We start from the raw sequence: 22,978 nt of genomic DNA, 5'->3' as shown, positions 1-22,978 counted from the left end.
TTGTTAGTTCGTTTCCGTTGGGTATAGGCAATGCGATGCCGGGCGTATTCCGCCGCTGGTTTTTGACGATACCTGATTGTTTGGTCAGTATCCGGAGCTACATATCCGGAAAGAAATGTACAATGTGTTATAGGTAATTGACCGGATGCAAAAGTACCCCGTGAAAAATGAAATCATTTTCGATATCAGGAAAAATTATACGTCGTTTTTTTTCCGCATTGCGAACAAAGCGGTAAATACCCGGAAAAAAAAATCCGTATCTGAACATTTTTGCCTGTATTGTCCGGCACCGGAAATCATTTGACATTTGTGTCATCATATAAAACATACAACGATGACGAAAGAAACAAAAAACAAAATTACCGTTATAGGATTGGGAGATATGGGAGCAGCATTGGTACGCACTTATCTCAGGGAAGGACATACCGTAACCGTATGGAACCGAAGTGCTACCAAAGCAGCGCCGCTGCAACAAGCCGGCGCCGTTTTGGCTGACAGCGCGGCAGCAGCCATTACCGCCGGAGATATCATCATCTTCTGCGTGACCGATTATAAGATCAGCCGCACTATATTACAAACACCGGGAGCAACAGCGGCTTTAAAAGGGAAAGTATTCGTGCAACTCAGCTCCGGTACCCCCAAAGAAGCACGCGACTTCGACGCATGGGCCACCGCAGAAGGTATTACCTACATCGACGGCGCCATTATGGCCATGCCCGACCAGGTAGGCCGTCCGGATACCGTATTTTTTATGTCTGGTAACAAAGACGCCTATACGCAAAGTGAGGCTGCACTCAAAATCGTTGCCGCCGGACTGCAGTACATGGGTGAAGACCCGGGTGCGGCTTCCACCTGGGACATGGGCTTTCTCTCCGTGCTCTTCGGCGCCATCGGTGGCTACTTCCATGCCACTAAACTTTTCGAGTCAGAAGGACTACCGCCCACCGCACTGGGCAATATGATCCTTCAACTGGCGCCGGCACTGGGAGAAATGCTCAAACACCAGGGAGATATTATTGAAGCCGGCGACTATCACCAGCGCCATAGTTCACTGAACCTGTGCGCCGGCGCGATGGATTTGTTTATTGAACAGGCTAAAGATGTGAATATCTCCGCGGAAGTACCTTCCTTTATCAAAGGTATCTTCAAACGCGCCCAGGATGCAGGTTATGGCGACGAACACGTAGCCGCCGCCTACAAAACCTACTAACAGTCAAACGGAGTCTTCCACACGTTTCACCGGGCGGTAAAATATTGTTAATATTGTAACATGCAAAACAATACCAGTCGCTTTAGTAACCGTGTGGAAGATTACGTTAAATACAGGCCACACTATCCGGCAGCGATGATCGCTTTCCTGGAACAGCAGTCCGTATTGCAACCCGGTATGTTGCTGGCCGATATCGGGTCAGGCACCGGCATCTCTGCTGAATTGTTCCTGCAGAAAGGTTGTGCCGTACTGGGCGTGGAACCCAACCGGGAAATGAGAGAGAAAAGTGAAGTACTGTTGAAAGATTATCCGAAATTTTTTGCAGTAGATGGTACCGCAGAACATACTACCCTGGAGAAACATTGTATCGATGTGATCATTGCCGGTCAGGCATTTCACTGGTTCAACCAGGAAGCGGCCCGCGCTGAATTCACGCGCATCTTAAAACCGGAAGGATACGTTATCCTCGTCTGGAATGAACGGATGACAGGCTCCCCGTTTGAAAAAGCGTACGAGCAATTAATCGCGCAATACGGCAACCAGTACAAGGAACTGAATCACCGTAATATCGATATCGCGGTCATCGAACAGTTCTTTCACCCGGCCGGCGTAACCCTCACCGAGTTTGCCAACAAACAGGTGTTCGATTACAGCGGACTGGAAGGACGCCTGCTCTCTTCTTCGTATATGCCCACCCGGGATGATGCCCGCTACCCCGCGATGGCAGCTGATTTAAAACAGTTGTTCGATCAGTTCCAGGAAGACGGCCATATCACCATTCATTATGCTACGCGGATGTACTGGGGCCGGATCATGTAGGGATTTTTCGATTTACGATTTTTTGATTTCGGGAATTATAAGAACGAAGACCGAAGCGATTCCTTTCGATTTTTCCATCCCAGAAATCAAAAAATCGTAAATCAAAAAATCTCTAAATATCAAAGCCATACTTACGGTAAATAGCCTTAACCTTGTCGCTGACGAGGAAGTCCATAAAATCCGCCGCCGCCTGTTGGTGGGGTGCGTTCTTCAGCTGTCCTGCCATATACGTGGCCGTTATATTGTGTTTGTCCGGGATGGTGACCAGCGACACCGGGTGACCGATCATCTGCTGATACCAGGCTTCGGAGTACCATACCGGCGCGGCGTCGCTCTGGCGGTACAGTATCCGCATGGGAGACTGCCGGTGATGGATCTGCGTGAGGAAAGTAGTACTGTCTTTTACCTTCGTGTCCATGATCTGGTGCTTTAGCTCTTCGCCGCCGGCCTTCACATAGGCTTCTTCGATTCTCTTGCCGATGCCTTCCCACGCGGGATTAGGCATAGCCACCCGCACGCCCGGCTTCGCCAGATCGCGCAGGTTGTTCACTTTCGCGGGATTTCCTTTAGGCACCATCAGCGCCAGTTTATTATAGGCATACACTTCCGTGCGGGTAAAGCGGTCCGCCATCGCGGTGATCCTTGTTTTACCAGCGGTATACACATCCGGCTTCAGCGTAATGCGCATATTGCCCAGCGTGAGAGTGCCACCCGCTATCTGTTGCGCCAGGATGCCCGGCGGCAGCGTTTCCGCAAACACCCGCTGATAAGCAGGGTATTGCTGTTTAAAAGCGTCCAGCAGCTCGTCGATGCACATAAACTGGTTACCGGCAAAGAACACCACCAGCTGCGGATCATTGATATCACCATATAAGTCCGGTACGTTATCCACACCAGGCACGGTAAACATGACCTTACTTTCGGGCGGTTTGTTCCACGGCGGATCGAAGCGGTGGTCCTGCGCATAGGCGCTATGGGTCAGTGCAGCCAGCAGCAGCACAGGAAAAAATAATCTCTTCATAGCTATTATGGTTTAACGACAGACCAGCCTTCAGCCTGACGGATGATCAATTCTCCATTACCGCTGGGCACCAGCGCAATGAAGTCGTAGAGCTGTTCTTTCGGTATCTTTCTCTCTTCGAGGGTGTTCTGGCATTGCGCCACGATCACACCACGGCCCACCAGCGCTTTCAGCGCCTCTTCATATTCACTGCCTTTGAGATAAGCATCTGTACCGGCCGAAAAAGCCACCAGCTCTATCTGTAATTTCCCCTTGAGGCGGGGATCGTTCAAGGCATTATTGATATTCCGGATAGCTTTCTGAATAACTTTAGGATCATTTTTATCAAGCTGATAGATAGCATGATACTGTTTCTGTTTAGCTACGGCGCCAGTATATGCGCGGTTTTTGCGCAGCTGCGCATCCGTCGTTTGTGCGTAACCGGTATACATCATCAACATCAGTGGAACTACAAGGAATTTCTTCATATCTGGGTTTTATTTTGTGATTTGTTGTGCTTCCCTTATCGGTTGGTAAGGACCAAATTTATGCTGCTGCTCGGAAAAAGTATCTGCATATGGTTTAAAAGGAAAGTCTACCGGCTTTTTGGCCGTCAGCTTCCAGTCGCCATCCTGGTTGAGATGTGGCCGCGGCCGGCTGTTGACAAACGCCGCTACATCCCATGCTTCCTCTTCTGACAGTTGCGGCTGATGATAGTTTGTCCCCAACGGCATGTTATTATACACGAAGCCGGCAAAATTACTTAAGCGGTAAAGTCCGGCCCCATCGTTATAACTGTGAGGTCCCCATAAGGGCGGATAACTGTACCCCGGTCCTACCGGACTAGGTTGCCCTTCTCCTTCTTTACCATGGCAGCTGCTGCATTTCTCCTTATACACCAGCATACCGGCGGCAGGGTTGGCACTCCTGCCAAGATAGGGCAGCTTCATAATACTGGTGCCTTTCGGTTTGGTGCCTTTGGGCACATCCTCGCCCAGCCACCGGATGTAGGCGTAGATCGCCTGCATTTCACGGCTGCCGGTGTCCGGTGCATGACCATTGAGGCTTCTTTCGAAACAGTCTTTCACACGGTCATAGATGGTCTGCACACCGTTATTACGGGCGCGGAACAACGGATACGTAGCGTACACCTTACCGAAGTTGTTGCCATAAGGCACTGTCCCTGCCTGCAGATGGCAGTTCTGGCAGTTCATGCCATTGGAGATCTGCGCAACAGATCCCTGCGGTCCCAGGTACTGCGCTGTCTTAGCGATCAGGTCGTGGCCATATTCTATCAGGCGGCCACGCTCCGTGGAGTTGGGTATCTGGCTGCTGCTCAAGCCACTCCAAACATTTTCCGGCTGGTGGGTCGTAAGCCAGGCGGCGAAAGCCTCGTCATCCTTTTTTTTCTGACGACGGGCGCTGATGCATTCCTTTGCTACTACGAGGCCGGTAGTGGCAAAGAGCAAAACGGGAATCCAGTCTTTTTTCATTGTACTATAGTTTCCTTACAATTCAATAGCTCAAAGATAATAGCAGCCTCCAAGTTGTTATCATCACTATTGATTATCATCCATAACCGAAAGTTATAAAACCGATTACGATTTTCAAAACCGCAAGAAACGGGTTTTACATGGATGGTAGTTATCCTACTTTTGTATCGATATAATAAAGACACATGAAGAACATCATCGACAGGCTGGTATCCAGAGACTGGGCCGGCATCACCGAAACGTTGCACGACAAAGGATTTTGCGTGGTAGACAATGTGTTATCGGCGGAAGAATGCAAACAGCTGATCCATAACTACACCTCCCCCGATCTCTACCGAAAAACCATCGCGATGGAGCGCTATCGTTTTGGCAGCGGCGAATACAAATACTTTAAATATCCTTTATCTTCCCTGATCACCGCCCTGCGGCAGACGGTATACAGCTATATTGCACCGGTGGCCAACAAATGGATGGAGGTATTACACATCAACACCACTTTCCCCGCCACCCACGAGGAGCTGCAGCTGCAATGCAAGGCTGCCGGGCAGGACAAGCCTACTGTACTCATCCTGAAATACGGTGCGGGCGGCTTCAACACGCTGCACCAGGACCTCTATGGCGATATTTACTTTCCCATGCAGATAGTACTCTTTCTGAATGAACCGGGAGAAGACTATAACGGCGGCGAATTTGTACTCACAGAACAGATTCCCCGGGCACAGTCCAAAGCCAATGTACTACAACCCGGGCGGGGCAGCATGCTCATCTTCACCACCAACTTCAGGCCTGTAAAAGGCACCAAAGGCTACTACCGGGTGAATATGAAACATGGCGTCAGCCCTGTCCATAACGGTAACAGGCATACGCTGGGCATCATTTTCCACGACGCTTTAAGTTGAGCCGTTATGTATGATCATGCAGCAATGGGAACAAGCGCGATCGCGCGTAACCGGCAGATATGCCGGCTCAGGCAGGAAGGACGGCTGACGCTGGGCGGCAACCGGCGGCTGAAAATATACGGACTGCTCTCCTGCCGCTCCGGCAAAAGAATGCTGACGGAGAACCGGGTGTTTTTCTCCGGGGAAACGGAGGCTATTGCCCATGGATACAGGCCCTGCGGCCATTGTATGCCGGAAGCCTACCGCAGGTGGAAAATACGGGGTTAACTGGTCTTCCGGTAATTCCAGATGGCCCAGCTGTTGAGCACAATAGCAAACACCACCAGGTACAGAAGCTCTTTTTGTACGTCAGCAAAACCACTGCCTTTGAGTACGATCATGCGCACTACTTTCACAAAATGGGTTACCGGCGTCAGCGCTGCAATGCCCTGGGCCCAGCGGGGCATACTGTCTACCGCAGTAAACAGCCCGCTCATCAGCATAAATATCATCACAAAAAAGAAAGCAACAAACATGGCCTGCAACTGGTTGTCGGTATAGGTAGATACCAGCAGACCGAAGCCCAGCATCGCCACCAGGTACACCGCGGCAAACAGGTATAGCAGGGCGAAACTGCCTACCGGCCATATACCGTATACCACCCGCGCCACCATCAGCGCCAGCGTAAACACTACCAGGCCCACTACCCAGAAAGGAATCAGCTTGCCGAGGATGAACTGCCATTTTTTGATGGGCGTCACATTAATTTGTTCAATAGTGCCCATCTCTTTCTCCCGCACAATGTTCAGGGCGGACAGAAATCCGGCGATCAGCGTCAGCAGCAGTACCATCACCGCGGGCACCACATAAAACCGATATTCGGCCAAAGGATTGTACCAGTTGGAATAAGTGATATCGATGTTCACGCCTTTACCCGGAACATATTTCCCGCGCTCATTCAGCCGGATATGCTGGTTATAATCGGCGATCACATTCAGCAGATAGCTGCCGCCCAAAGCGGCTTTTGTTCCGTTGATCGCATCAATGGACACGCCCACGTGCTGGGCTCCCTCCCGCACAAGGTTGCGCTCAAACCCAGGCGGGATCTCCAGTACTACATCCGCCTGCTCTCTTTCGATATAGCCCAGCGCCTCGTGGAAGGAAGGCGACGCCGTGATAATCCGGAAATAACCGGAAGCGCCGACTTTGTTGATCAGCTGCTGCGACAACGTACTGTGATCGTTGTCCACCACCGCCACATTCACATTCTTCACGTCAAAGTTCATGGCCAGTGGCAGGATGATCAGCTGCACGGTAGGCATCACCAGCATCATGGCAAGGATGGTCTTGTCACGAAAAATCTGGCGGAACTCTTTCTTCAGGATGAAACGCAGCACTTTCATGACAGGCGGATTTTAAAGTTCTTCAATGCAACGGCCAGCGCAACCACCGTCATACCCAGCAATACCAGCGTCTCTTTCCAGATATAGGAGAAGCCCAGTCCTTTCAGCATAACGGCTTTAATGATCAGGAAGTACCACCGTGACGGCACCACGTAAGAGATCCACTGGAATATCCAGGGCATATTTTCCAGCGGAAACATAAACCCGGTGAATATCAGAGTGGGTATCATCATCCCCATCATCGATAAGAGCAGGGCCGTTTGCTGCGAGTTCGTGGTGTTGGAGATCATCAACCCGATGGATAAACAGGCGATGATAAACAATGTGCTGACCAGGAAGAGCAGCAGGATACTGCCTTTCACGTCCACATCCAGCACAAAAACGGCCAGCAGCAGTATCAGCGTAAAATTGGCCAGCGACAGTACCAGGTAAGGCACCGCTTTGGCCAGCAATACCAGCAGCGGCTTAAAAGGAGATACCAGCAGGATCTCCATGGTGCCCAGCTCCTTTTCTCGCACGACCGCTACGGAAGTGAGCGCCGTACATACCAGCATCAGCACCAGCGCCATTACGCCGGGGATAAAATTCAGCGAGCCGTTCCCCTCTTCGTTATACAACATACGCTGCTCCGGGATGATCCGGTAAGGCAGCTGTGTTCCGGGACTGATCTCCTGCTGGTAGGCTGTCAGGATAGCCGTCAGGTAGTTGACCACCGTCTTGGCCATGTTAGGATCGGAGCCATCAGTCAGGATCTGCACCTGTGCCTGGCCGGCATGTTGCAGATCGTTCCCAAATCCGGTGGGAAAAATCAGGGCGCACTTGGCAGTCCCCTTTTTAAATGCGGTGGTCACCTCATCATAATTGACCGCCGATTCGTCCACAATAAAATAGGAAGATGATTTTATCTTGTTGATAATTTGAGTAGCATTCACGTCACGCGCCTGATCAATCACGGTCAGGGTGATATTTTTCACCTCACTGGTGAGCGCGAAACCGAAAAGCACGATCTGTACTACCGGCAGGCCAAACATGATCAGCAGGGTACGTTTGTCCCTGAAGACGTGAAAAAATTCTTTCCTGATGAATACTAACAACTGTTTCATATCCTTCTTTTAGTCGGCCGACCGTTTAGCGCCACGGGCCAGTTGATAAAATACTTCGTCCATAGAACCTACGCCGAACTTCGCCTTCAGATGGCCGGGGGTGTCCAGCGCTTCCACTTTCCCGTCCACCATCACGGTGATGCGGTTGCAGTATTCTGCTTCATCCATGTAATGGGTGGTGACAAATACCGTGATACCTGCGGCAGCGGCTTCGTAGATCATATCCCAGAACTGCCGTCGTGTGATGGGGTCTACGCCACCGGTAGGTTCATCCAGGAATACGATCTGCGGGTCGTGGAAGATAGCGACCGAAAAGGCCAGCTTCTGTTTCCATCCTAACGGGAGCGCCCCTACGAGTTTTTTCGCTTCCTGTGTCAATCCCAGTTTATTTACCAGCCGGTCGCTGCGCCGGCGGATCTCTGCCGATGACAATCCATACACGCCACCGAAAAATTCAATATTCTCCAGTACGGTAAGATTTTCATACAGGGAGAACTTCTGGCTCATATAGCCGATATTTTTTTTAATGGACTCCTGTTGTTTGTAGACATCAAAACCAGCCACGGTGGCCTTCCCGGAGCTGGGATAGGACAGCCCGCACAGGATGCGCATAGCGGTGGTTTTACCCGCGCCGTTAGCGCCGAGGAAACCAAAGATCTCTCCTTTGCCAACATCAAAGGATATGTGGTTGACGGCCACAAAGTCACCGAATTGTTTCGTCAGCGCTTCGCATATGATCACCTTATCACTCATGGCTATACGTTTTGTTTTTCATTCATGAGACGGATAAAACTGTCTTCTATCGTAGGTGAGATGGCCTTCACCTCTATGCGCCCATGTCCTTTTGCAGCGAGGGATTGCTGCCATGCGCGCAGGTCGGGGGCTGCGTCGTCCCGGAAAGTTACGTGGACATATTCTCCGAATGCATAACAACTGTCTACAGCGGCATCTTCCCGCAGGGACGTCAGCAGCCGGTAGATATTGTCCGTCTTTACAGCATAAAGTTTTACCGGGAAGGTGGCGATCACATTGGCCGGCGTATCGACAGACATGATCTTGCCTTCCTGTATAAGCGCAATGCGCTCACAGAGCATTGCTTCATCCATATAGGGCGTGGATACCACAATGGTGATACCCTGTTGTTTGAGGGTGCGCAGCATCTCCCAGAATTCCTTGCGGGACACTGCATCCACACCGGTGGTGGGCTCATCGAGGAACAGCACTTCCGGTTTATGTACCAGCGCGCAGCACAGCGCCAGCTTCTGTTTCATGCCACCGGACAGTTTACCGGCACGCCGGTCGCTGAAAGGTTTGATCTGTTCGTAAATATCACGGATAAGATCGTAGTTCGCATCGATGGTAGTGCCAAAGAGCGTGGCGAAGAAGTGGAGATTTTCAGCCACGGTGAGGTCCTGGTACAAAGAAAATCTGCCGGGCATATAGCCTACACTGCGACGGATGGCTTTATAATCTTTTACACAGTCCTTTCCGTTGACAGACGCTGTGCCTTTATCCGGTAGCAGCAGCGTGGTGAGGATGCGGAAAAGAGAAGTTTTGCCCGCGCCATCCGGGCCGATAAGGCCGAACAGTTCTCCGGCAGCCACTTCCAGCGACACATCGTCTACCGCCAGCACTTTGCCGGCATCGTACGTTTTGGTAATATGGTCCAGCACCACTGCGTTCATGAGCTTATTTTTGCGGGATCAGCATTTCTCCGTACATCCCTATTTTCAGATAGCCGTCGTTTTTCACTCTTACCTTGATCGCATATACGAGATTGGCCCTTTCATTTTTTGTCTGGATGGTCTTGGGGGTGAATTCTGATTTATCTGAGATCCAGGTGATGGTGCCGGGATAAGCTTTGTATTCTTTTCTCCCCTGGTCGATGCGCACCTGCACTTCCTGTCCCAGCTTTATTTTCGGCAGGGTAACGCCGGTCACATAGGCTTTCAGGAAGAGGGTGTCGATATTGGCGATTTTATACAGCGGTTTGCCTGTTGCCGCCATCTCTCCTTTCAGTGCGTAACGGGAGAGCACGACGCCGGTGATGGGGTTCACGATCTGTCCTCTGCGTACCTGCTCTGCAAACTGCGCCATCGATTTTTCCAGCGGCGCCTGTTCGCTGAGGATAGAGCGGTTCTGTGTGGCGATATTGGAATTATAGAGGTTGCGTTGCTGCCGGGTGACGTTCAGCTGTTTTTCGAGCTGGTCTACCTGTGCATTCATATCATCCAGCTGTTTCTGGGTGGCAGCGTCGCTTTTCACGAGGTTCTCCGTTCTTTTGCGTTCGCGGTACAGCTGTTGCAGCTGCGCTTCCTGCACCACCAGTTGCCGTTCCACCAGCTGGGCCTGTGGCTGCGGATTGTTGGTTTTCTCCCGGAGGGCATGTATGGAGGCCTGCACCTGTTGCTGTTGCAGCGCCGGAATGGTCACATCGATCTGGCCCACTACCTGGCCAACATTGAGTTTGTCCCCTTCGTTTATGGGGAAGGATAACAGTTCGCCGTTCTGTTGTGCGGACACGATCACTTCATCGGCTTCAAAGTTGCCGGAGGCGTCGTAGCCCGGTTTGCCGTCCCCGCAGGCACTTGTCATCATCACGGCGGCTGTCATCCAAATGAGATGGTATTTCATGTTACAAGAAATTAATCAGTTCCCGGAAGTGTTTTTATAATTGTATTGCGCCTGTAGCAGCTGTATTTCATGCAGGATACGCGTCTGTTTGGCCAGATTTTCCGCGTTCACCTGCGAGATATATTCATGAACGGTAATAACGCCGTTGTCCAGTTGCGCTTTAGCAGATTGCAACACGGCTGCCCGCAGGCGGATAGCCTCTTCATCCTGTGTCATCAGGGCTGCATATTTATCCACATCCTGATGCTGCTGCTGCATGGTGAGGGTTGTGTTCAGCAGGAAGGCCTCCTGGCTTACGTCCACATTGCTGCGCTGGATGTCCAGCAGGCGGCGGTTGTTTTTCAGGGAGTATAGGCTGCCGATGGACCAGTTGAGCCGCAGTCCTCCCATCCACCAGCTGCCAAATTCATTGCTGACGATATTAAGGGTAGGCCGTCCGTAGCCGCCTTGCAGGAAAGCATTCAGTTTAGGGAGATAAGCGGCTTTCAGCTGCCGTTCCTGCACATCGTAGGTATTCTGCTGATAGTCGTACAGCGCCAGTTCCGGGCGATGAATCCCTTCGGCGGGGCGTGTCGTTTCCGGATAAGCCAGTACGGTACTGTCGCTCAGCGGCTGATGAATGAAGGTGGCCAACATTTTCAGATAGGCTTTACGGTTAGCACGGAATTCCGTGGTGGCCATGTCAGCATTCACGATTTCGGCCTGCAGCTCTGCCACGTTGCTCCTATAGGCGACACCGTTAGCCAGGGCAGCTTTCATTTTATCAGTAGTGCTCTGCAGGTTGTCGCGCCGAAGGGCGTTCTGCCGGAGCTGAGCATCCATGAGCAGTACAGCGAAATACAACTGGGTCACCCTTTCGCGGACAGCATAGAGGCTCACTTCCAGGCTTTGCTGCTGCACTTTTTCGTTGGCGCGGCTGGCTTCCTGCTGGTAGCGCGTGACGCCGCCATCGTAGATTTGTTGGGATACCTCCGCCTGCAGGCGGTACTGGTCTTTACTGAGCTGTGGCGGGTTCAGGCCGGGAATGGGCGGCAGCACTTCAGCGAAGTTGACGACCTCCGACTGATAAGTAGCCTGCCCGGATACCGTCAGCTGTGGCAGATACAGCTTGCCGGCGTTGGCCACGGTGTAGCGGCTGGTGCGCGCTATCAGATCGTACTGTTTGATCAACGGATAATTCTGTCTGGCGAGGGCGTAACAGGTTTCCAGGGTCAGCGCTTGCTGCTGCGCCTCCGCTGTAAGCCCGGCCAACATCATGATACAACCCAGTAGTTTACATACTTTCATGATGCATGATTCGGTTTGAAATATTGTTTTAAAAAATTGTTCAATCCAACCTCAAAAAAAGGGGTTATTACCCCCGGCATACCTTTCAGCCATCAACCCGGAGGGAGTGCCTACTCACCAGCTCCCACCTTCCGTTACTACCCCAGCATACCTTTCAGCCACAACGGGATCAGTGTCCTTCGCTCATTCATCAGCTTCACAAACTCCCCGTCCTTCACCAGTGCATTCCGCTCCAGTATCGGCCTGGCCAGAAATGGCATCACCACCAGCCCTATCACGTTCATCATGACATGCACCGGATGAACGGACAGTTTACCTTCTTCCTTCATGGCAAATAACTGCCGGATCAGGTCCGACTGGAACAAAGTGTTCTGTTGCGCAAAACGGGTAAACATATCATCCCCGGTAATAATCTCATTGACCAGAAACAGCGGGAAATCCGGGTTCTCCAGCAGCAGGTCTATATAATAGTTGACCGCCCTGGTGATCTTCTCCGGGATACCCAGTTGCGTATCGTTAAAAATGGTGGCAATCTCAAACACCAGCTTCTGTACCGCTTCCGCCATTACAACTTCAAACAGTTTTTCCTTGCTGCGGAAGTAATAGTTGACCAGTGACAGGTTTATGTCTGCCTCGGCAGCAATATCACGTACCTTGGTGGCCGCAAATCCTTTACGGGTAAATACGATCCGCGCTGCTGCCAGTATCCTTTCTTCTGTGCTGGCGTCCTGTTCCTTTTTTACTGCCATATGCCTGATTTTAAACCGAAGGTAAAACAATATTTTGAAATTGAACAACTTTTTTAAACAACTGTTCAATTTTATCGAAAACAGGCCATGGATAAAGATCCGGATGCGCTCCAGCACCAAAGTCAGAGATAATGAGCATTAGGGAAGGACATAACTTTGTCGTATTTTAGATGATAAACACAGCGCAGCAATAACCTTCTTAGAGTAGTATACCACCGGCGCTGATAACGACAACAGCCCGGAGAAAATTGCAAAAGAATTAATCGCATTTTTCAGCCCGGCGCCTGCGCCTTAGAGCCAGGTGGCCCGGCACGTTTCCAGTAACGTTACAACTAAGTCCTTTTACGTTCCTCCTCACTACCCGTACCCCTCACCTCCCGCTTACGGGTAGATTGTCCCAGCTTGTAACTCACAGAAAGACGTATCTGCCTGTTCACCTGGAAATGGGTGAACGTCTGCGGAATATTATTCACCGTGGACCGTACGATGCTGGCGCTGGAGCGGAACAGGTCCGCGCCGTTGAGCGCAATGCTCATGCGGTTTTGCAGGCAGACCGCTTTAAGGCCGAGGTCCATATTATAATAGGTATTGGACTTCCCGTTATGGTCCACTTCGGGAAACTGGCACCAAAAGTTGAGTACCGCCATCAGGGTTTTGTCTTGGTTCAACGTGATATTATTGTTGGTAGCCAGGTATACGCTCATGCCGTTGATATCAGGAATATTGGGCAGGGCGCTGCGGGCATCGGTATGATAACCGCTCAACTGGTTAACGCTCTCCAGCCAGGGTAGCGGCTGTAGCGTGGCGCTGGCAGACAGTCCGTAGCGGTATATCTTCAGGAAGTTCTCCGGCGTGGTATAAACAGTGTTATTATTGGGTGTTGCTACGGTAATACGATTGAAGCCATTATTGGTGATATTCAGGAAAGCAGCGGCTGTAAAGCGGTGCTGCCAGTGGTGCGACAACTCGAAGTTGCTGTTATATTCCGGCTGCAGGTAAGGATTGCCTTCGAGGTAGCTGTAGGCCGTAGTCAGCGACTTGTAAGGGTTCAGGTCCCAGAACACCGGCCTGTTGATACGTTTCCCGAAGGTAAAAGCCAGGTGATTGTCGTTATGATAGTTCCAGTCAGCAGAGAACGACGGGAACAATTTCACATAGTTGTTGCCCATTGCGTTGTCCTGCACATGAGACACCCCTTTTGTCTGGGTGGCTTCCATACGCAGGCCGGCATTGAGTTTCCACCTACCGGCCTCTTTGGACGCGGTAGCATATACTGCCTGGGTATTTTCCGTATAGTCGTATTCGTTACTAAGGTTTTTATCGTACTCCATTTCACCCTGCAGGTTCCTGAAGTAAAATACGTTGCTGTAGTTATTGATAAAGCTCAGCTTTCCGCCGAAGGCGTAATTGGCAAAGGTGGTAGGCCACTGTAAATCCGCTTTCAGGGTATAGATATTGATCGCCTGTTTGTTGGTATCAAAATATTTGGTGGTACCGTTGGCGATAGCCTCTCCCTTTCTGTCATAGCGCTGGCTGATGAAATCTGATTTATCGGTACGGTAATAATTAAAATAGTCCGCATCTACGGAAAACTGTCTTCCGCTGGAGTCCAGCTTTGTCACCAGGTGCAGGTTTAGTCCCGTGCTCCATGCTACCGGCTGATAAGTAGCGAAAGTACGCAGCAGTGAATCCAATAGGCCGCCGGTATTAAATACCGGGTTGTTCACATGATCGTCGCCAATATAAGCGGTGCGGGCGCCACTGTAATTAAACCCGATGGTGCTGCGGTTACTTATCTTGTAGTCTGTGCCCAGTACCAGGTTGAGGTTGCGGATCTTATAGTTGCCGGTGTCTGTCTGAGACCAGAACCGGTTCGGATATTGCAGGTCAATGCCGAAACCTTCAAGAAAGCGACCGTGTTCATAGTTCAGGTTACCATACAGTGACCACCTGCGGGTATTATAGCTGAAGTTACCGCCGGCGGACATGGTACCGTAGTTGGAAACGCCGTACAGCTTTTTGAAACCGTAGTCCGACAGTTTGCCACTGGCCTGTATCTCCCCGCTGAAGCCCTGATTTCTGTCACGCCGTGTCACGATATTGATCAGACCGGCATTACCGTCAGCATCATAAGCAGCGGATGGATTGGTGATCACCTCCACGCGGGCGATTTCCCCTGCTGACATAGACTTCAGGTATCGCTGCAGGTCTTCTCCCGCCAGCGGGATGATCCTTCCGTTGACCATTACCTTTACAGCCCCTTTGCCGGCGATAGCGATCAGGTTGTCCGTCACCCGTAAGCCCGGCACCCGGGCCATCACCTCCAGTCCGTTGGCGCCGGCGGCCCCAACGCTGCTGGTAACGTTATAGATCAGCCGGTCTGTCCTTCTTTCCACCAATGCCTTTTGTTGTATAATGGAGATCTCTGACAGCTGGCGTACTTTCGGTGCCGGCAGGGTATCGCCCGCAGGCTGTTGCGCATGGGTCAGTAACGGTGTTATCAGGAAGAGATCAGCCAACAGCAAAACGGGCAATAGGTTGTTACATCTGAGCATGGTTGAAATACGGGTTATTTAAGAAAGCGGTGGCTAAAGATATAAAAAGATGTAAAATTATATAACTTGCTATCCATAATGTGAACTTCAACCAGTCAAGGAATAAGGACAGTCGCCATGAACATTGCACACGAACTCAAGAAAATCTTACCTGAAAATCGTATCAAGTCCAGGTATATAGATCTTATCTCATATGCCTCAGACGCGGGCTTCTACCACCTGGTACCACAGGCAGTTGTGCAACCGATCGGTGAAGCGGAGATCGTTGCTTTGTTCCGTTTCTCGCAGCAGTTCCGTATTCCGCTGGTATTCCGTACGGGAGGCACCAGCCTTTCCGGCCAGTCCATTACCGATGGTATCCTGGTAGACCTGAGCCAGTACTGGAATAAGATACAGATAGAAGAAAAAGGGCAGGCCGTGCGGGTGCAGCCCGGCATCACCGGCGCAATGGTGAACACGTACCTGAAAAAGCACGCCCGTAAAATCGGTCCTGATCCGTCCAGCATCAACTCCGCCATGATGGGCGGCATCCTGTCCAACAACTCCAGCGGCATGTGTTGCGGCGTAGCGCTCAACTCCTATCATACCACCCGGCACATCCGGTTTATCCTGCCCGACGGCAATACTTTCAGCACGGAGCATAAAAAAGATTACGCCCGTTTTGAAATGGAATGTGCGCCGCTGTTTGTGAGCCTTGCCGACTGCCGCGACCTGATCGCCGCTAATCGCGCTTTACACGATCGCATCCGCCATAAATACCAGACTAAAAATACCGTAGGCTACGCCCTGAATGCTTTCATCGATTATCATCATCCGCTGGACATCATGGCCCACCTGTTGATAGGCGCCGAAGGCACGCTGGCGTTCATCGCCGAAGCGGTGATGGACACCGTGCCGGACTATGCCTACAAATCTACCGCGCTGCTGTATTTTCCGACCATCTATGCCGCGTGTCAGGCCATCGTGCCGCTGACCAACGCAGGCGCTCTGATGGTGGAACTGATGGACCGCGCCTCGCTGCATGCCGTGGAAGACATGGACGGCATGCCATCTATTGTGAAGACGTTGCCGGAAACAGCCGCCGCGCTGCTGATAGAATTCCAGGAAGAAAGTCAGGCTGCCCTCGACGCCCGTGTCAACGGCTTCATGGCCTCCGCCGCCAGCCTCGATATGTCCGAACCACCGGTGTTCACCATCGATCCGGCGGAACAATCCTTCTTCTGGAAAATCCGTAAAGGGCTGTTCCCCGCTGTGGGCGCCGTTCGTGCCAGCGGCACCACCGTTATCCTGGAAGACATTGCCTTCCCGGTAGATAAACTCGGTGACGCTATTCTCGACCTGCAACAACTCTTCGCACAGTATCATTATCTCAATGCTATTATTTTCGGTCATGCGAAAGACGGTAATATCCACTTTGTGGTCACCCAATCGTTTAATACACCTGATGAGGTGACCCGCTACGAACTTTTCATGCAGGACGTGGTGGCTCTCGTTGTCAACAAATACGATGGCACGCTCAAAGCCGAACATGGCACCGGCCGCAACATGGCGCCTTTCGTGGAAACAGAATGGGGTGGCGATGCCTACGACATTATGAAGAAGGTCAAGGAGGCCGCCGACCCGCATAACCTGCTCAATCCCGGCGTCATCATCAACCCCGACGCCCGCGCCCACCTCAAACACCTGAAGGAACTGCCTACCGTAGAAGAGGAGGTGGACCGCTGTATCGAATGCGGTTACTGCGAACATAAATGCCCGAGCCGCGATATCACCACCACACCCCGCCGAAGGATCGTGATCCGGCGAGCGCTCAAACAACTGCAAAAAAACGGCGACAAAGCCCACTACAAAGTGCTCCTCGACCAATACCAGTACGATGTGCTGGAAACCTGCGCTGTTGACGGTCTCTGTGCCACCGCCTGCCCTGTGGACATCAACACCGGCGATCTGGTGAAGCGGCTCCGCCGCGAAAACCACTCCCCTACGGCCAATAAACTCGCCCTACAGGTAGCCAGACATTTCAGGACGGTGGAATGGGCCGCCAGGACTGCGATCCAGGTGGGTACCGGCATCAACCGGGTGTTTGGCAAACATGCCATGACCAGTATCACCAAAGGTATCCGCAGCATCATTCCTGCTGTACCCTTATGGTCTGAACAGCTGCAGCCGGCGCCAGGCCTTGGTATTCTTAAACCGCAGCAGTCTGCCGATGCTTCCATCGTCTACTTCCCGGCCTGTATCTCCCGTATGCTCGGCACTTACGAAGGCAAATCCAAAAACCTGATGGAGACATTCATGAGCGTCTGCCGGAAAACCGGTATCAGTGTAGTCGTTCCCGATAATCTCAGCGGCACCTGTTGCAGCCAGATCTTTTCTTCCAAGGGGTATAAAGACGCCTACGAACATACGGCCAACCACATTATAGAAAAGCTGTGGCATGACAGTCGCCAGGGTGCGCTGCCGGTAGTCATCGACGTGAGTTCCTGCGCCTATACGCTGCATCATGTGCGCCCTGCGCTCAACGCCGCCAACAAAGAAAAGTTCGACCAGCTCCGTATCCTCGACGCCGTGGATTTCCTGCACGACTTCGTACTGCCGAAGGTCACAGCCATCAACAAGAAAAAAAGTATTGCGCTGCACCCCGTGTGCTCCCTGGAGAAAATGAAGACAGGGCCTAAGTTCGTAAAGGTGGCACAGTTCTTTGCAGAAGAGGTGGTAGTTCCCAAATATGCCGGTTGCTGCGGCATGGCCGGTGATCGCGGGTTCTTATTCCCGGAACTAACGGCATCGGCTACACGTCCTGAGTCGCTGGAGGTAAAATGTAACGAGCATGACGGCTATTATTCTTCTACCAAAACCTGTGAAATTGCGATGTCTGCAGCGGTGAAGAAAAATTACGAATCGGTGCTGTATCTGGTGGACGAGGGGTTGTAAGAAATTATTTTTTATAAACAGGACCTGCAGAGATGCAGGTCTTTTTAATGTTATTGGTTAAATGAGATTAAATTTCAAATCATCAGCCTAAGAAATAAAAAGTGGTCCTAGCGAGCTATTTATCACGAAAGAAAGCAACTATGACTTAGTCTTTACTCTAACGGTTTTACGATCTCTACCAGCTATCGCAGCTGATCCGGTTTTTCCTTTAGCGTCTTTCCTTTCCTTGATAAACTCACTGATTACTTTTTCATCTTCCTTGGTTAAAGGCCTCACCCCACCAATACAATCAACGTCCAATTCTACCTTACGATGTTTCATTTACCTAGTTTTTAAAGTATTTATCAATCAATTTTAGTGCGGCTTTCGTTTCGATAATCATACGTTGCCCGCCAATGTGAATAGCGCCCAAACTTTCAATATAATGATCAATTAATTGTGTCTTTGAAAGAAAGGAAACTGTACCATCAAACCCTCTTCTGAAAGAGACCCGACACACAAATGCGACAAGATTACCAGGAACACCGGCATAAACTTTCATCTTTCCTTTATTGAAGGGAGCACTTTCTACCAAATGCATATAAATATGATCACTTTTCACCTCCAAACTAACCAACCCTTGAATTATTGTAATATTATTTACAATTGTCAACTTATATACTTCACGGGAAAATGCGGAGATAGTAATTTTTTTTGACAACCACGGCCTTCTCAAAAAAATCGTCGATCCCCCTCCGGTGATCGACGATGTCGTAAACACTATTCCACTTCTATTGCGGAGAAGTGAACGATTCACAATGGTACTTTACTTTAGATAAATCGACTCAACAAGCGACCATTGAAACCATGGGCACGCAAAAAATATCTTTATAAAATGTGTAAGCTTCCCATTCCGGCGCTGTTGTATACACCGGCGCCGGCATCGGCCAGTAATTTCAGTGCCTGTCCCACGCCTTTTACTTTCAGCCTGAAATTCGTGTAGCCGCGGATTTTCGTTTCCTGCGGCGTATCCGCTTTGATGGTCACCAGCCGTGATTTGGGCGGTCTTTCCATCATCACCACTTCCACGCTCACGGGATCGAATATGGTATCCACTTCTTCTTCACCATACATGGTGATAAATTTCTCCCGCCAGGTATGTACCAGTTGTTTTACAAAATCCGGATGCTGGGGCGAGAGGAAATCATAGTATCCCCTGTCATTCTTAGTGCCGCAAACCAGCGGTGAAAACGGTTGCAGTATCACTTCCGTGATGGCTGTATCCGGAATATCTTCCAGCGGTGTCGGTGTCGGGAGCACCTCAGTGATCGTGAAGGCCGCCTGGCTGCGGCGATCGGCAATTTCTATGGTCTCTCCCAGAAACAGCCCCTGAATAAAGCTTTCCGCAGCCTGTGGCAGATGGAATGAGATCATAAACATGGCCTCGTCGGAAAGAAAACGGAAACGGTCTCCTTCTATCCGAAAGGCAGTTCGGATCTCTGAAAAAGAAAAGTGTTTAAATACTTTAAGAGAACCAGCCTTTGCACAACCTTTCTCATGCAGGAAAGACGCATAGTCTTCATCAGCCTGGTGTAATATTCTGGAAATTACTGCCGATAAGGCATACGGATAGTTAATGGGAATGACGGCTGCCGGTTGCGTGGCTTTTAGTTTAATTCTGAAACGCATGTTTACTATGAATAAAATGATGGCTGTTGATGACAACAGCATGAACAATACAATCAGACTACTGAATTAGTAACGCCCTCCCTTCAAATAAGTACTATCTCAAAACGAAAAAATTATTAAAACGGGCAACCTACGCCAGTCAAATACCGGCATTTCACCCCTCCAACGGGCGCATTTCTCCCCGTATTGTTCCCCTGCGCCTGTTAAACTGCGGAAATGGCGCGGCTAATTAACGCCACAATCTTAATTTTAGGTGCGTCCTGTTTTGCCCTGCCAGCTATCCCGGCCTTATTCAACAGCCAACGACCGAGCAGATGGATCCGTGAAGACTATACTACTGGTACAGGTGATCAAAGCACCCGAAGAACGCCCGCCTACGCTTTTTAAACACTTAAATATTAGTTTATGGAAACAACAACACTTCCGGGGCTGTACTGCCCCTTCCCGGGAAAACTCAATCCTTTGGTGGAAAAAGCAGACCGCCATACGGCCGCCTGGGTCCGGAAATTCGGGCTGGACAACAACGACGGTCAATGGCAGCTGTACCAGGAACAGAAATTCACCTGGATGGTGGCCCGCATGTTCCCCAACGCCGATCTCTTCCGCCTCGCCATCGCTGCGGACTTCAACACCCTCCTGTTCCTTTGGGACGATGAGATAGACCGTATCACCCTCAACGATCCCGGCACCAGCTTTGAAGCCCTCGCCGGTAAAATGATCGGTATTCTGAGAGGCAGGTACCAGGCGGAGCCGCTGCAAGACCCTCCCCTGCTGCTCGCCATGCAGGACATCTGGCGGCGTATGGTACAGATAGGGCCGGCCGACTGGCAGCAGCGGTTCACCACCAGCCTCCAGGCGGCTTTTATGTCCAACAGCTGGCGCATGCAACATGTGACTGCTATCGGCAGCATCTCGCTGGAAGATTATATGCTGCACCGCCCGGGGATCGGCGGCGCCAACTTCTTCCTCGACCTCGCAGAAATCATGGAAGGCATTCATCTGCCGGCATCCTGGTATGCCGACCCGCTGATCAAAGACCTCGGCCTGCTTTGCAGCCGGACCATCTGCTGGGCCAACGACCTGTTTTCCTATACCAAGGAGCTGGAACAGGGCGACGAGCTGAACCTTGTCATGATGATCAAAAACAAAAGACAGCTGCCCCTCGAAAAAGCCGTCCACGAAGCTGCCGCTGTTCACGACGATGAAATCAGGCAGTTCCTGCATACCGCTGAAATACTGCTGTCACTCAGCTCAGGACAGGATTATCCGCTGCTGGACAGCTATATCCTTATGCTGGAACATATGATGGAAGGAAATATTTCCTGGAGCACAAAAGATACCAGCCGCTACGGTATCGCCAACCAGGACCTGCGAATCACGGATTACGCTGAGAATTTGTAGTAAGACGAGCTTCAAATCTGATCATTAACTCGTTGAGGCTTTTCAGATCAATGGGTTTGGTCATAAAATCATCGGCGCCGGCTGCGAGCATCTCTGCAATGGATGCCTCGGCCGCGTCGCCGGAAACAATAATCACGATGGCATTATGCGTTGCAGGATTGTCCTGTAACGCTGCCAGCGTGGCTTTACCGTCCATACCCGGCATATGGGAGTCCAGGAAAATAATGTCCGGTTGCGTGGCAATGGCTTTCTCCAGCCCCTCTTCTCCGCCCAAAGCAGCGGAAGTACTGCACTCCATCCGTTCGAGGAAACGGCACAGGATCATATTGCTCATCTGGTTATCATCTACCACCAGCGCTTTCACACCAGGGAAAGCCTGCAGCGTGATGTTCTTATTCGCAGGAGCCTCCGGGGCCGGCGCCTCCTCTACGGCTGTCAGCGGTAGGTTGACCGTAAACACAGAGCCTTCTCCGGTTTTGCTGGTCACAGCGATAGTACCGCCCATCAGTTCCACGAAACGCTGCACAATAGGCAGCCCCAGCCCAGTCCCTCCGAAAGCATGTTGTTCGGACACATAGGGCGAAAAAATAGTGGACAGACGCTCCGGCGGAATACCGTCTCCGCTGTCTTTTACCAGCAACTGCCATTGCCGGCCATCAGGCCTGATCTGCACAGTTACGGTGCTGTTCGCATGGGTGAATTTGATAGCATTGAACAACAGGTTATTGAGTATCTGGGTCAGTTTGATCTTATCTCCCTCCAGCCGCGCAGGCATCTTCGGGTCTATCTCCAAAGCAATACTGACATCTCTTACATTCGCGATATACTGGTAGATGGCCGTCGCCTCGCCGGCCCAGTCCCGCACATTAAATGCGCCTGACTCCAGCTGCGGCGCCACGCCTTCCTGCTGGCGGAAATGCTCCAGGTTGTTGTTCAGGATCTGCAACACATTATGCGAGGCGGAATACAAATGCTCTATAGACGCTTTCAGTTCCGCGGGATACAGGTCACTTTTCTGTACCTGCATCAGCAGGTCCTGTGAAATGCCATACACCGCGTTAAACGGATTTCTCATTTCATGGGACGTTTCCATCGCCTGCCGCCGGGTGGCTTTGTCCGCCATTTCCAGCGCGGTAGCTTTCCGCTCCAGCTGGGCGTTTTTACGGCGCAGCGTACGTACATACAAGGCAAAAGTAAGCACGTCCAGCACCAGGATGGCCGGGATGGTCACCCAGCGAATGAGGAACTGTTCGTAATGCGAGAGCTCCAGCGGTTCTATAAAATAATAATAGTAATTCAGCTCACACAATACCAGGCAGATCACCGAGATAGCAATACTGAACTTTATCAGCAAAGGCTTGCCATGAAATACCATCAGCGCAGCACCTAAAAGGAAAAAGAAAAGCAGGTACACTTCCGTTACCATGCCCAGCAAGGCGCTGAAGTAAACGATGGAAAGATTATGCACAAAGGCGGTCAGGATGGCTGCCGTATTATGCCAACGGAAATGGTTGAGCATAAGCACCACCACAAACAAAAGGGCTTCTGCGTAAGCGGGTAGCAGGATCTCCAGATTACCGGTAAGATAGTAGATAACGGTACCGAAAATCAAACAAAGCGCAATAGATGCAAGACTGAGGGTGTTGATGATACTGACTCGTTTCTTCTCCTCTCCTTCCAGCTGGGCAGTCCCCGTATGTATGATCTCCCGCGCGAGCAGCACGGGGTGGAATAGTCTGAAATAGGTCATTGGGATATTGGTTTGCTGAGAACATTCTCCACGGTAAACATCACATCCTTGATTAATACTGTTACGAAATTAACCACAATTCGCCGTATAAAGA

At 51.0% G+C, this 22,978-nt stretch carries 21 protein-coding genes; 6 read left to right on the top strand and 15 right to left on the bottom strand.

Going from position 1 to position 22,978, the window contains the following annotated elements:
* The first annotated feature begins 334 nt into the window (after window positions 1–334).
* Both B5D63_RS04595 and B5D63_RS04590 read left to right on the top strand, forming a co-directional pair.
* A complete protein-coding gene (locus B5D63_RS04595) occupies window positions 335–1,210 on the top strand; it encodes an NAD(P)-dependent oxidoreductase (protein WP_078667565.1) in 876 nt (291 codons plus the stop codon).
* A gap of 60 nt (window positions 1,211–1,270) precedes the next feature.
* Complete coding sequence (locus B5D63_RS04590; RefSeq protein ID WP_078667564.1) at window positions 1,271–2,029, top strand: class I SAM-dependent methyltransferase; 759 nt, start codon at window positions 1,271–1,273, stop codon at window positions 2,027–2,029.
* A gap of 112 nt (window positions 2,030–2,141) precedes the next feature.
* Here B5D63_RS04590 and B5D63_RS04585 read toward each other — a convergent pair whose 3' ends face one another.
* The 3 genes from B5D63_RS04585 to B5D63_RS04575 are packed head-to-tail and all read right to left on the bottom strand — an operon-like array spanning window position 2,142 to window position 4,522.
* Entirely contained in the window at window positions 2,142–3,050 is a 909-nt protein-coding gene (locus B5D63_RS04585) for a molybdate ABC transporter substrate-binding protein (RefSeq protein ID WP_078667563.1), read from the bottom strand.
* Window positions 3,051–3,055: 5 nt separating this feature from the next.
* On the bottom strand, window positions 3,056–3,517 hold the full coding sequence (locus tag B5D63_RS04580) for a DsrE family protein (protein WP_078667562.1): 462 nt from the start codon (window positions 3,515–3,517) through the stop codon (window positions 3,056–3,058).
* A gap of 9 nt (window positions 3,518–3,526) precedes the next feature.
* Complete coding sequence (locus tag B5D63_RS04575; RefSeq protein WP_078667561.1) at window positions 3,527–4,522, bottom strand: c-type cytochrome; 996 nt, start codon at window positions 4,520–4,522, stop codon at window positions 3,527–3,529.
* Window positions 4,523–4,707: 185 nt separating this feature from the next.
* On the opposite strand from B5D63_RS04575, the gene B5D63_RS04570 reads away from it, so the two are divergent.
* Window positions 4,708–5,421, top strand: a complete 714-nt coding sequence (locus B5D63_RS04570) for a 2OG-Fe(II) oxygenase (protein WP_078667560.1) — start codon at window positions 4,708–4,710, stop codon at window positions 5,419–5,421.
* A 6-nt stretch (window positions 5,422–5,427) separates the two neighbouring features.
* On the top strand, window positions 5,428–5,688 hold the full coding sequence (locus B5D63_RS04565) for an Ada metal-binding domain-containing protein (protein ID WP_078667559.1): 261 nt from the start codon (window positions 5,428–5,430) through the stop codon (window positions 5,686–5,688).
* On the opposite strand, the gene B5D63_RS04560 is transcribed toward B5D63_RS04565, so the two are convergent.
* The 8 genes from B5D63_RS04560 to B5D63_RS04525 all read right to left on the bottom strand — a co-directional run bounded on the left by B5D63_RS04560 (window position 5,685) and on the right by B5D63_RS04525 (window position 15,131).
* Window positions 5,685–6,803 (bottom strand): ABC transporter permease, encoded by a 1,119-nt coding sequence (locus B5D63_RS04560; RefSeq protein WP_078667558.1) that lies wholly within the window; start codon window positions 6,801–6,803, stop codon window positions 5,685–5,687. The genes B5D63_RS04565 and B5D63_RS04560 overlap by 4 nt on opposite strands.
* The gene (locus B5D63_RS04555) at window positions 6,800–7,906 is read right to left on the bottom strand and encodes an ABC transporter permease (RefSeq protein WP_078667557.1); all 1,107 of its coding nucleotides are present in this window, start codon (window positions 7,904–7,906) and stop codon (window positions 6,800–6,802) included. Before B5D63_RS04555 ends, B5D63_RS04560 begins: the two co-directional genes overlap by 4 nt.
* A 9-nt stretch (window positions 7,907–7,915) precedes the next feature.
* Window positions 7,916–8,659: an ABC transporter ATP-binding protein gene (locus tag B5D63_RS04550; RefSeq protein WP_078667556.1), complete on the bottom strand. Its 744-nt coding sequence runs from the start codon at window positions 8,657–8,659 to the stop codon at window positions 7,916–7,918.
* 2 nt (window positions 8,660–8,661) lie between these two features.
* Window positions 8,662–9,591 (bottom strand): ABC transporter ATP-binding protein, encoded by a 930-nt coding sequence (locus B5D63_RS04545; protein ID WP_078667555.1) that lies wholly within the window; start codon window positions 9,589–9,591, stop codon window positions 8,662–8,664.
* Between the two features lie 4 nt (window positions 9,592–9,595).
* A complete protein-coding gene (locus B5D63_RS04540) occupies window positions 9,596–10,540 on the bottom strand; it encodes an HlyD family secretion protein (RefSeq protein ID WP_078667554.1) in 945 nt (314 codons plus the stop codon).
* Window positions 10,541–10,555: 15 nt separating this feature from the next.
* Entirely contained in the window at window positions 10,556–11,827 is a 1,272-nt protein-coding gene (locus B5D63_RS04535; protein WP_235021460.1) for a TolC family protein, read from the bottom strand.
* Between the two features lie 137 nt (window positions 11,828–11,964).
* Window positions 11,965–12,576: a TetR/AcrR family transcriptional regulator gene (locus B5D63_RS04530; protein WP_078667553.1), complete on the bottom strand. Its 612-nt coding sequence runs from the start codon at window positions 12,574–12,576 to the stop codon at window positions 11,965–11,967.
* Window positions 12,577–12,908: 332 nt separating this feature from the next.
* Window positions 12,909–15,131: an outer membrane beta-barrel protein gene (locus B5D63_RS04525; protein ID WP_078667552.1), complete on the bottom strand. Its 2,223-nt coding sequence runs from the start codon at window positions 15,129–15,131 to the stop codon at window positions 12,909–12,911.
* Between the two features lie 117 nt (window positions 15,132–15,248).
* On the opposite strand from B5D63_RS04525, the gene B5D63_RS04520 reads away from it, so the two are divergent.
* Entirely contained in the window at window positions 15,249–18,065 is a 2,817-nt protein-coding gene (locus tag B5D63_RS04520; protein ID WP_078667551.1) for an FAD-binding and (Fe-S)-binding domain-containing protein, read from the top strand.
* Between the two features lie 138 nt (window positions 18,066–18,203).
* Here B5D63_RS04520 and B5D63_RS04515 read toward each other — a convergent pair whose 3' ends face one another.
* The 3 genes from B5D63_RS04515 to B5D63_RS04505 all read right to left on the bottom strand — a co-directional run bounded on the left by B5D63_RS04515 (window position 18,204) and on the right by B5D63_RS04505 (window position 19,733).
* On the bottom strand, window positions 18,204–18,386 hold the full coding sequence (locus tag B5D63_RS04515; RefSeq protein WP_078667550.1) for a hypothetical protein: 183 nt from the start codon (window positions 18,384–18,386) through the stop codon (window positions 18,204–18,206).
* 4 nt (window positions 18,387–18,390) lie between these two features.
* Window positions 18,391–18,861 carry a hypothetical protein gene (locus B5D63_RS35385; protein WP_235021459.1) on the bottom strand — a complete coding sequence of 157 codons (471 nt, stop codon included), beginning with the start codon at window positions 18,859–18,861 and terminating at the stop codon, window positions 18,391–18,393.
* Window positions 18,862–18,932: 71 nt separating this feature from the next.
* Complete coding sequence (locus B5D63_RS04505; protein WP_159455884.1) at window positions 18,933–19,733, bottom strand: CRISPR-associated endoribonuclease Cas6; 801 nt, start codon at window positions 19,731–19,733, stop codon at window positions 18,933–18,935.
* Window positions 19,734–20,138: 405 nt separating this feature from the next.
* On the opposite strand from B5D63_RS04505, the gene B5D63_RS04500 reads away from it, so the two are divergent.
* The gene (locus tag B5D63_RS04500; protein ID WP_078667547.1) at window positions 20,139–21,134 is read left to right on the top strand and encodes a terpene synthase family protein; all 996 of its coding nucleotides are present in this window, start codon (window positions 20,139–20,141) and stop codon (window positions 21,132–21,134) included.
* Here B5D63_RS04500 and B5D63_RS04495 read toward each other — a convergent pair.
* On the bottom strand, window positions 21,109–22,884 hold the full coding sequence (locus tag B5D63_RS04495; protein ID WP_078667546.1) for an ATP-binding response regulator: 1,776 nt from the start codon (window positions 22,882–22,884) through the stop codon (window positions 21,109–21,111). The two genes, B5D63_RS04500 and B5D63_RS04495, sit on opposite strands and share 26 nt — an antisense overlap.
* Window positions 22,885–22,978: the final 94 nt, after the last annotated feature.

It is taken from the genome of Chitinophaga eiseniae, assembly GCF_900167135.1.
GTDB classification, from domain to species: Bacteria; Bacteroidota; Bacteroidia; order Chitinophagales; family Chitinophagaceae; genus Chitinophaga; species Chitinophaga eiseniae.
Note: the sequence above shows the minus strand (reverse complement) of the source record. Positions and strands in the feature narration are given on the sequence as shown.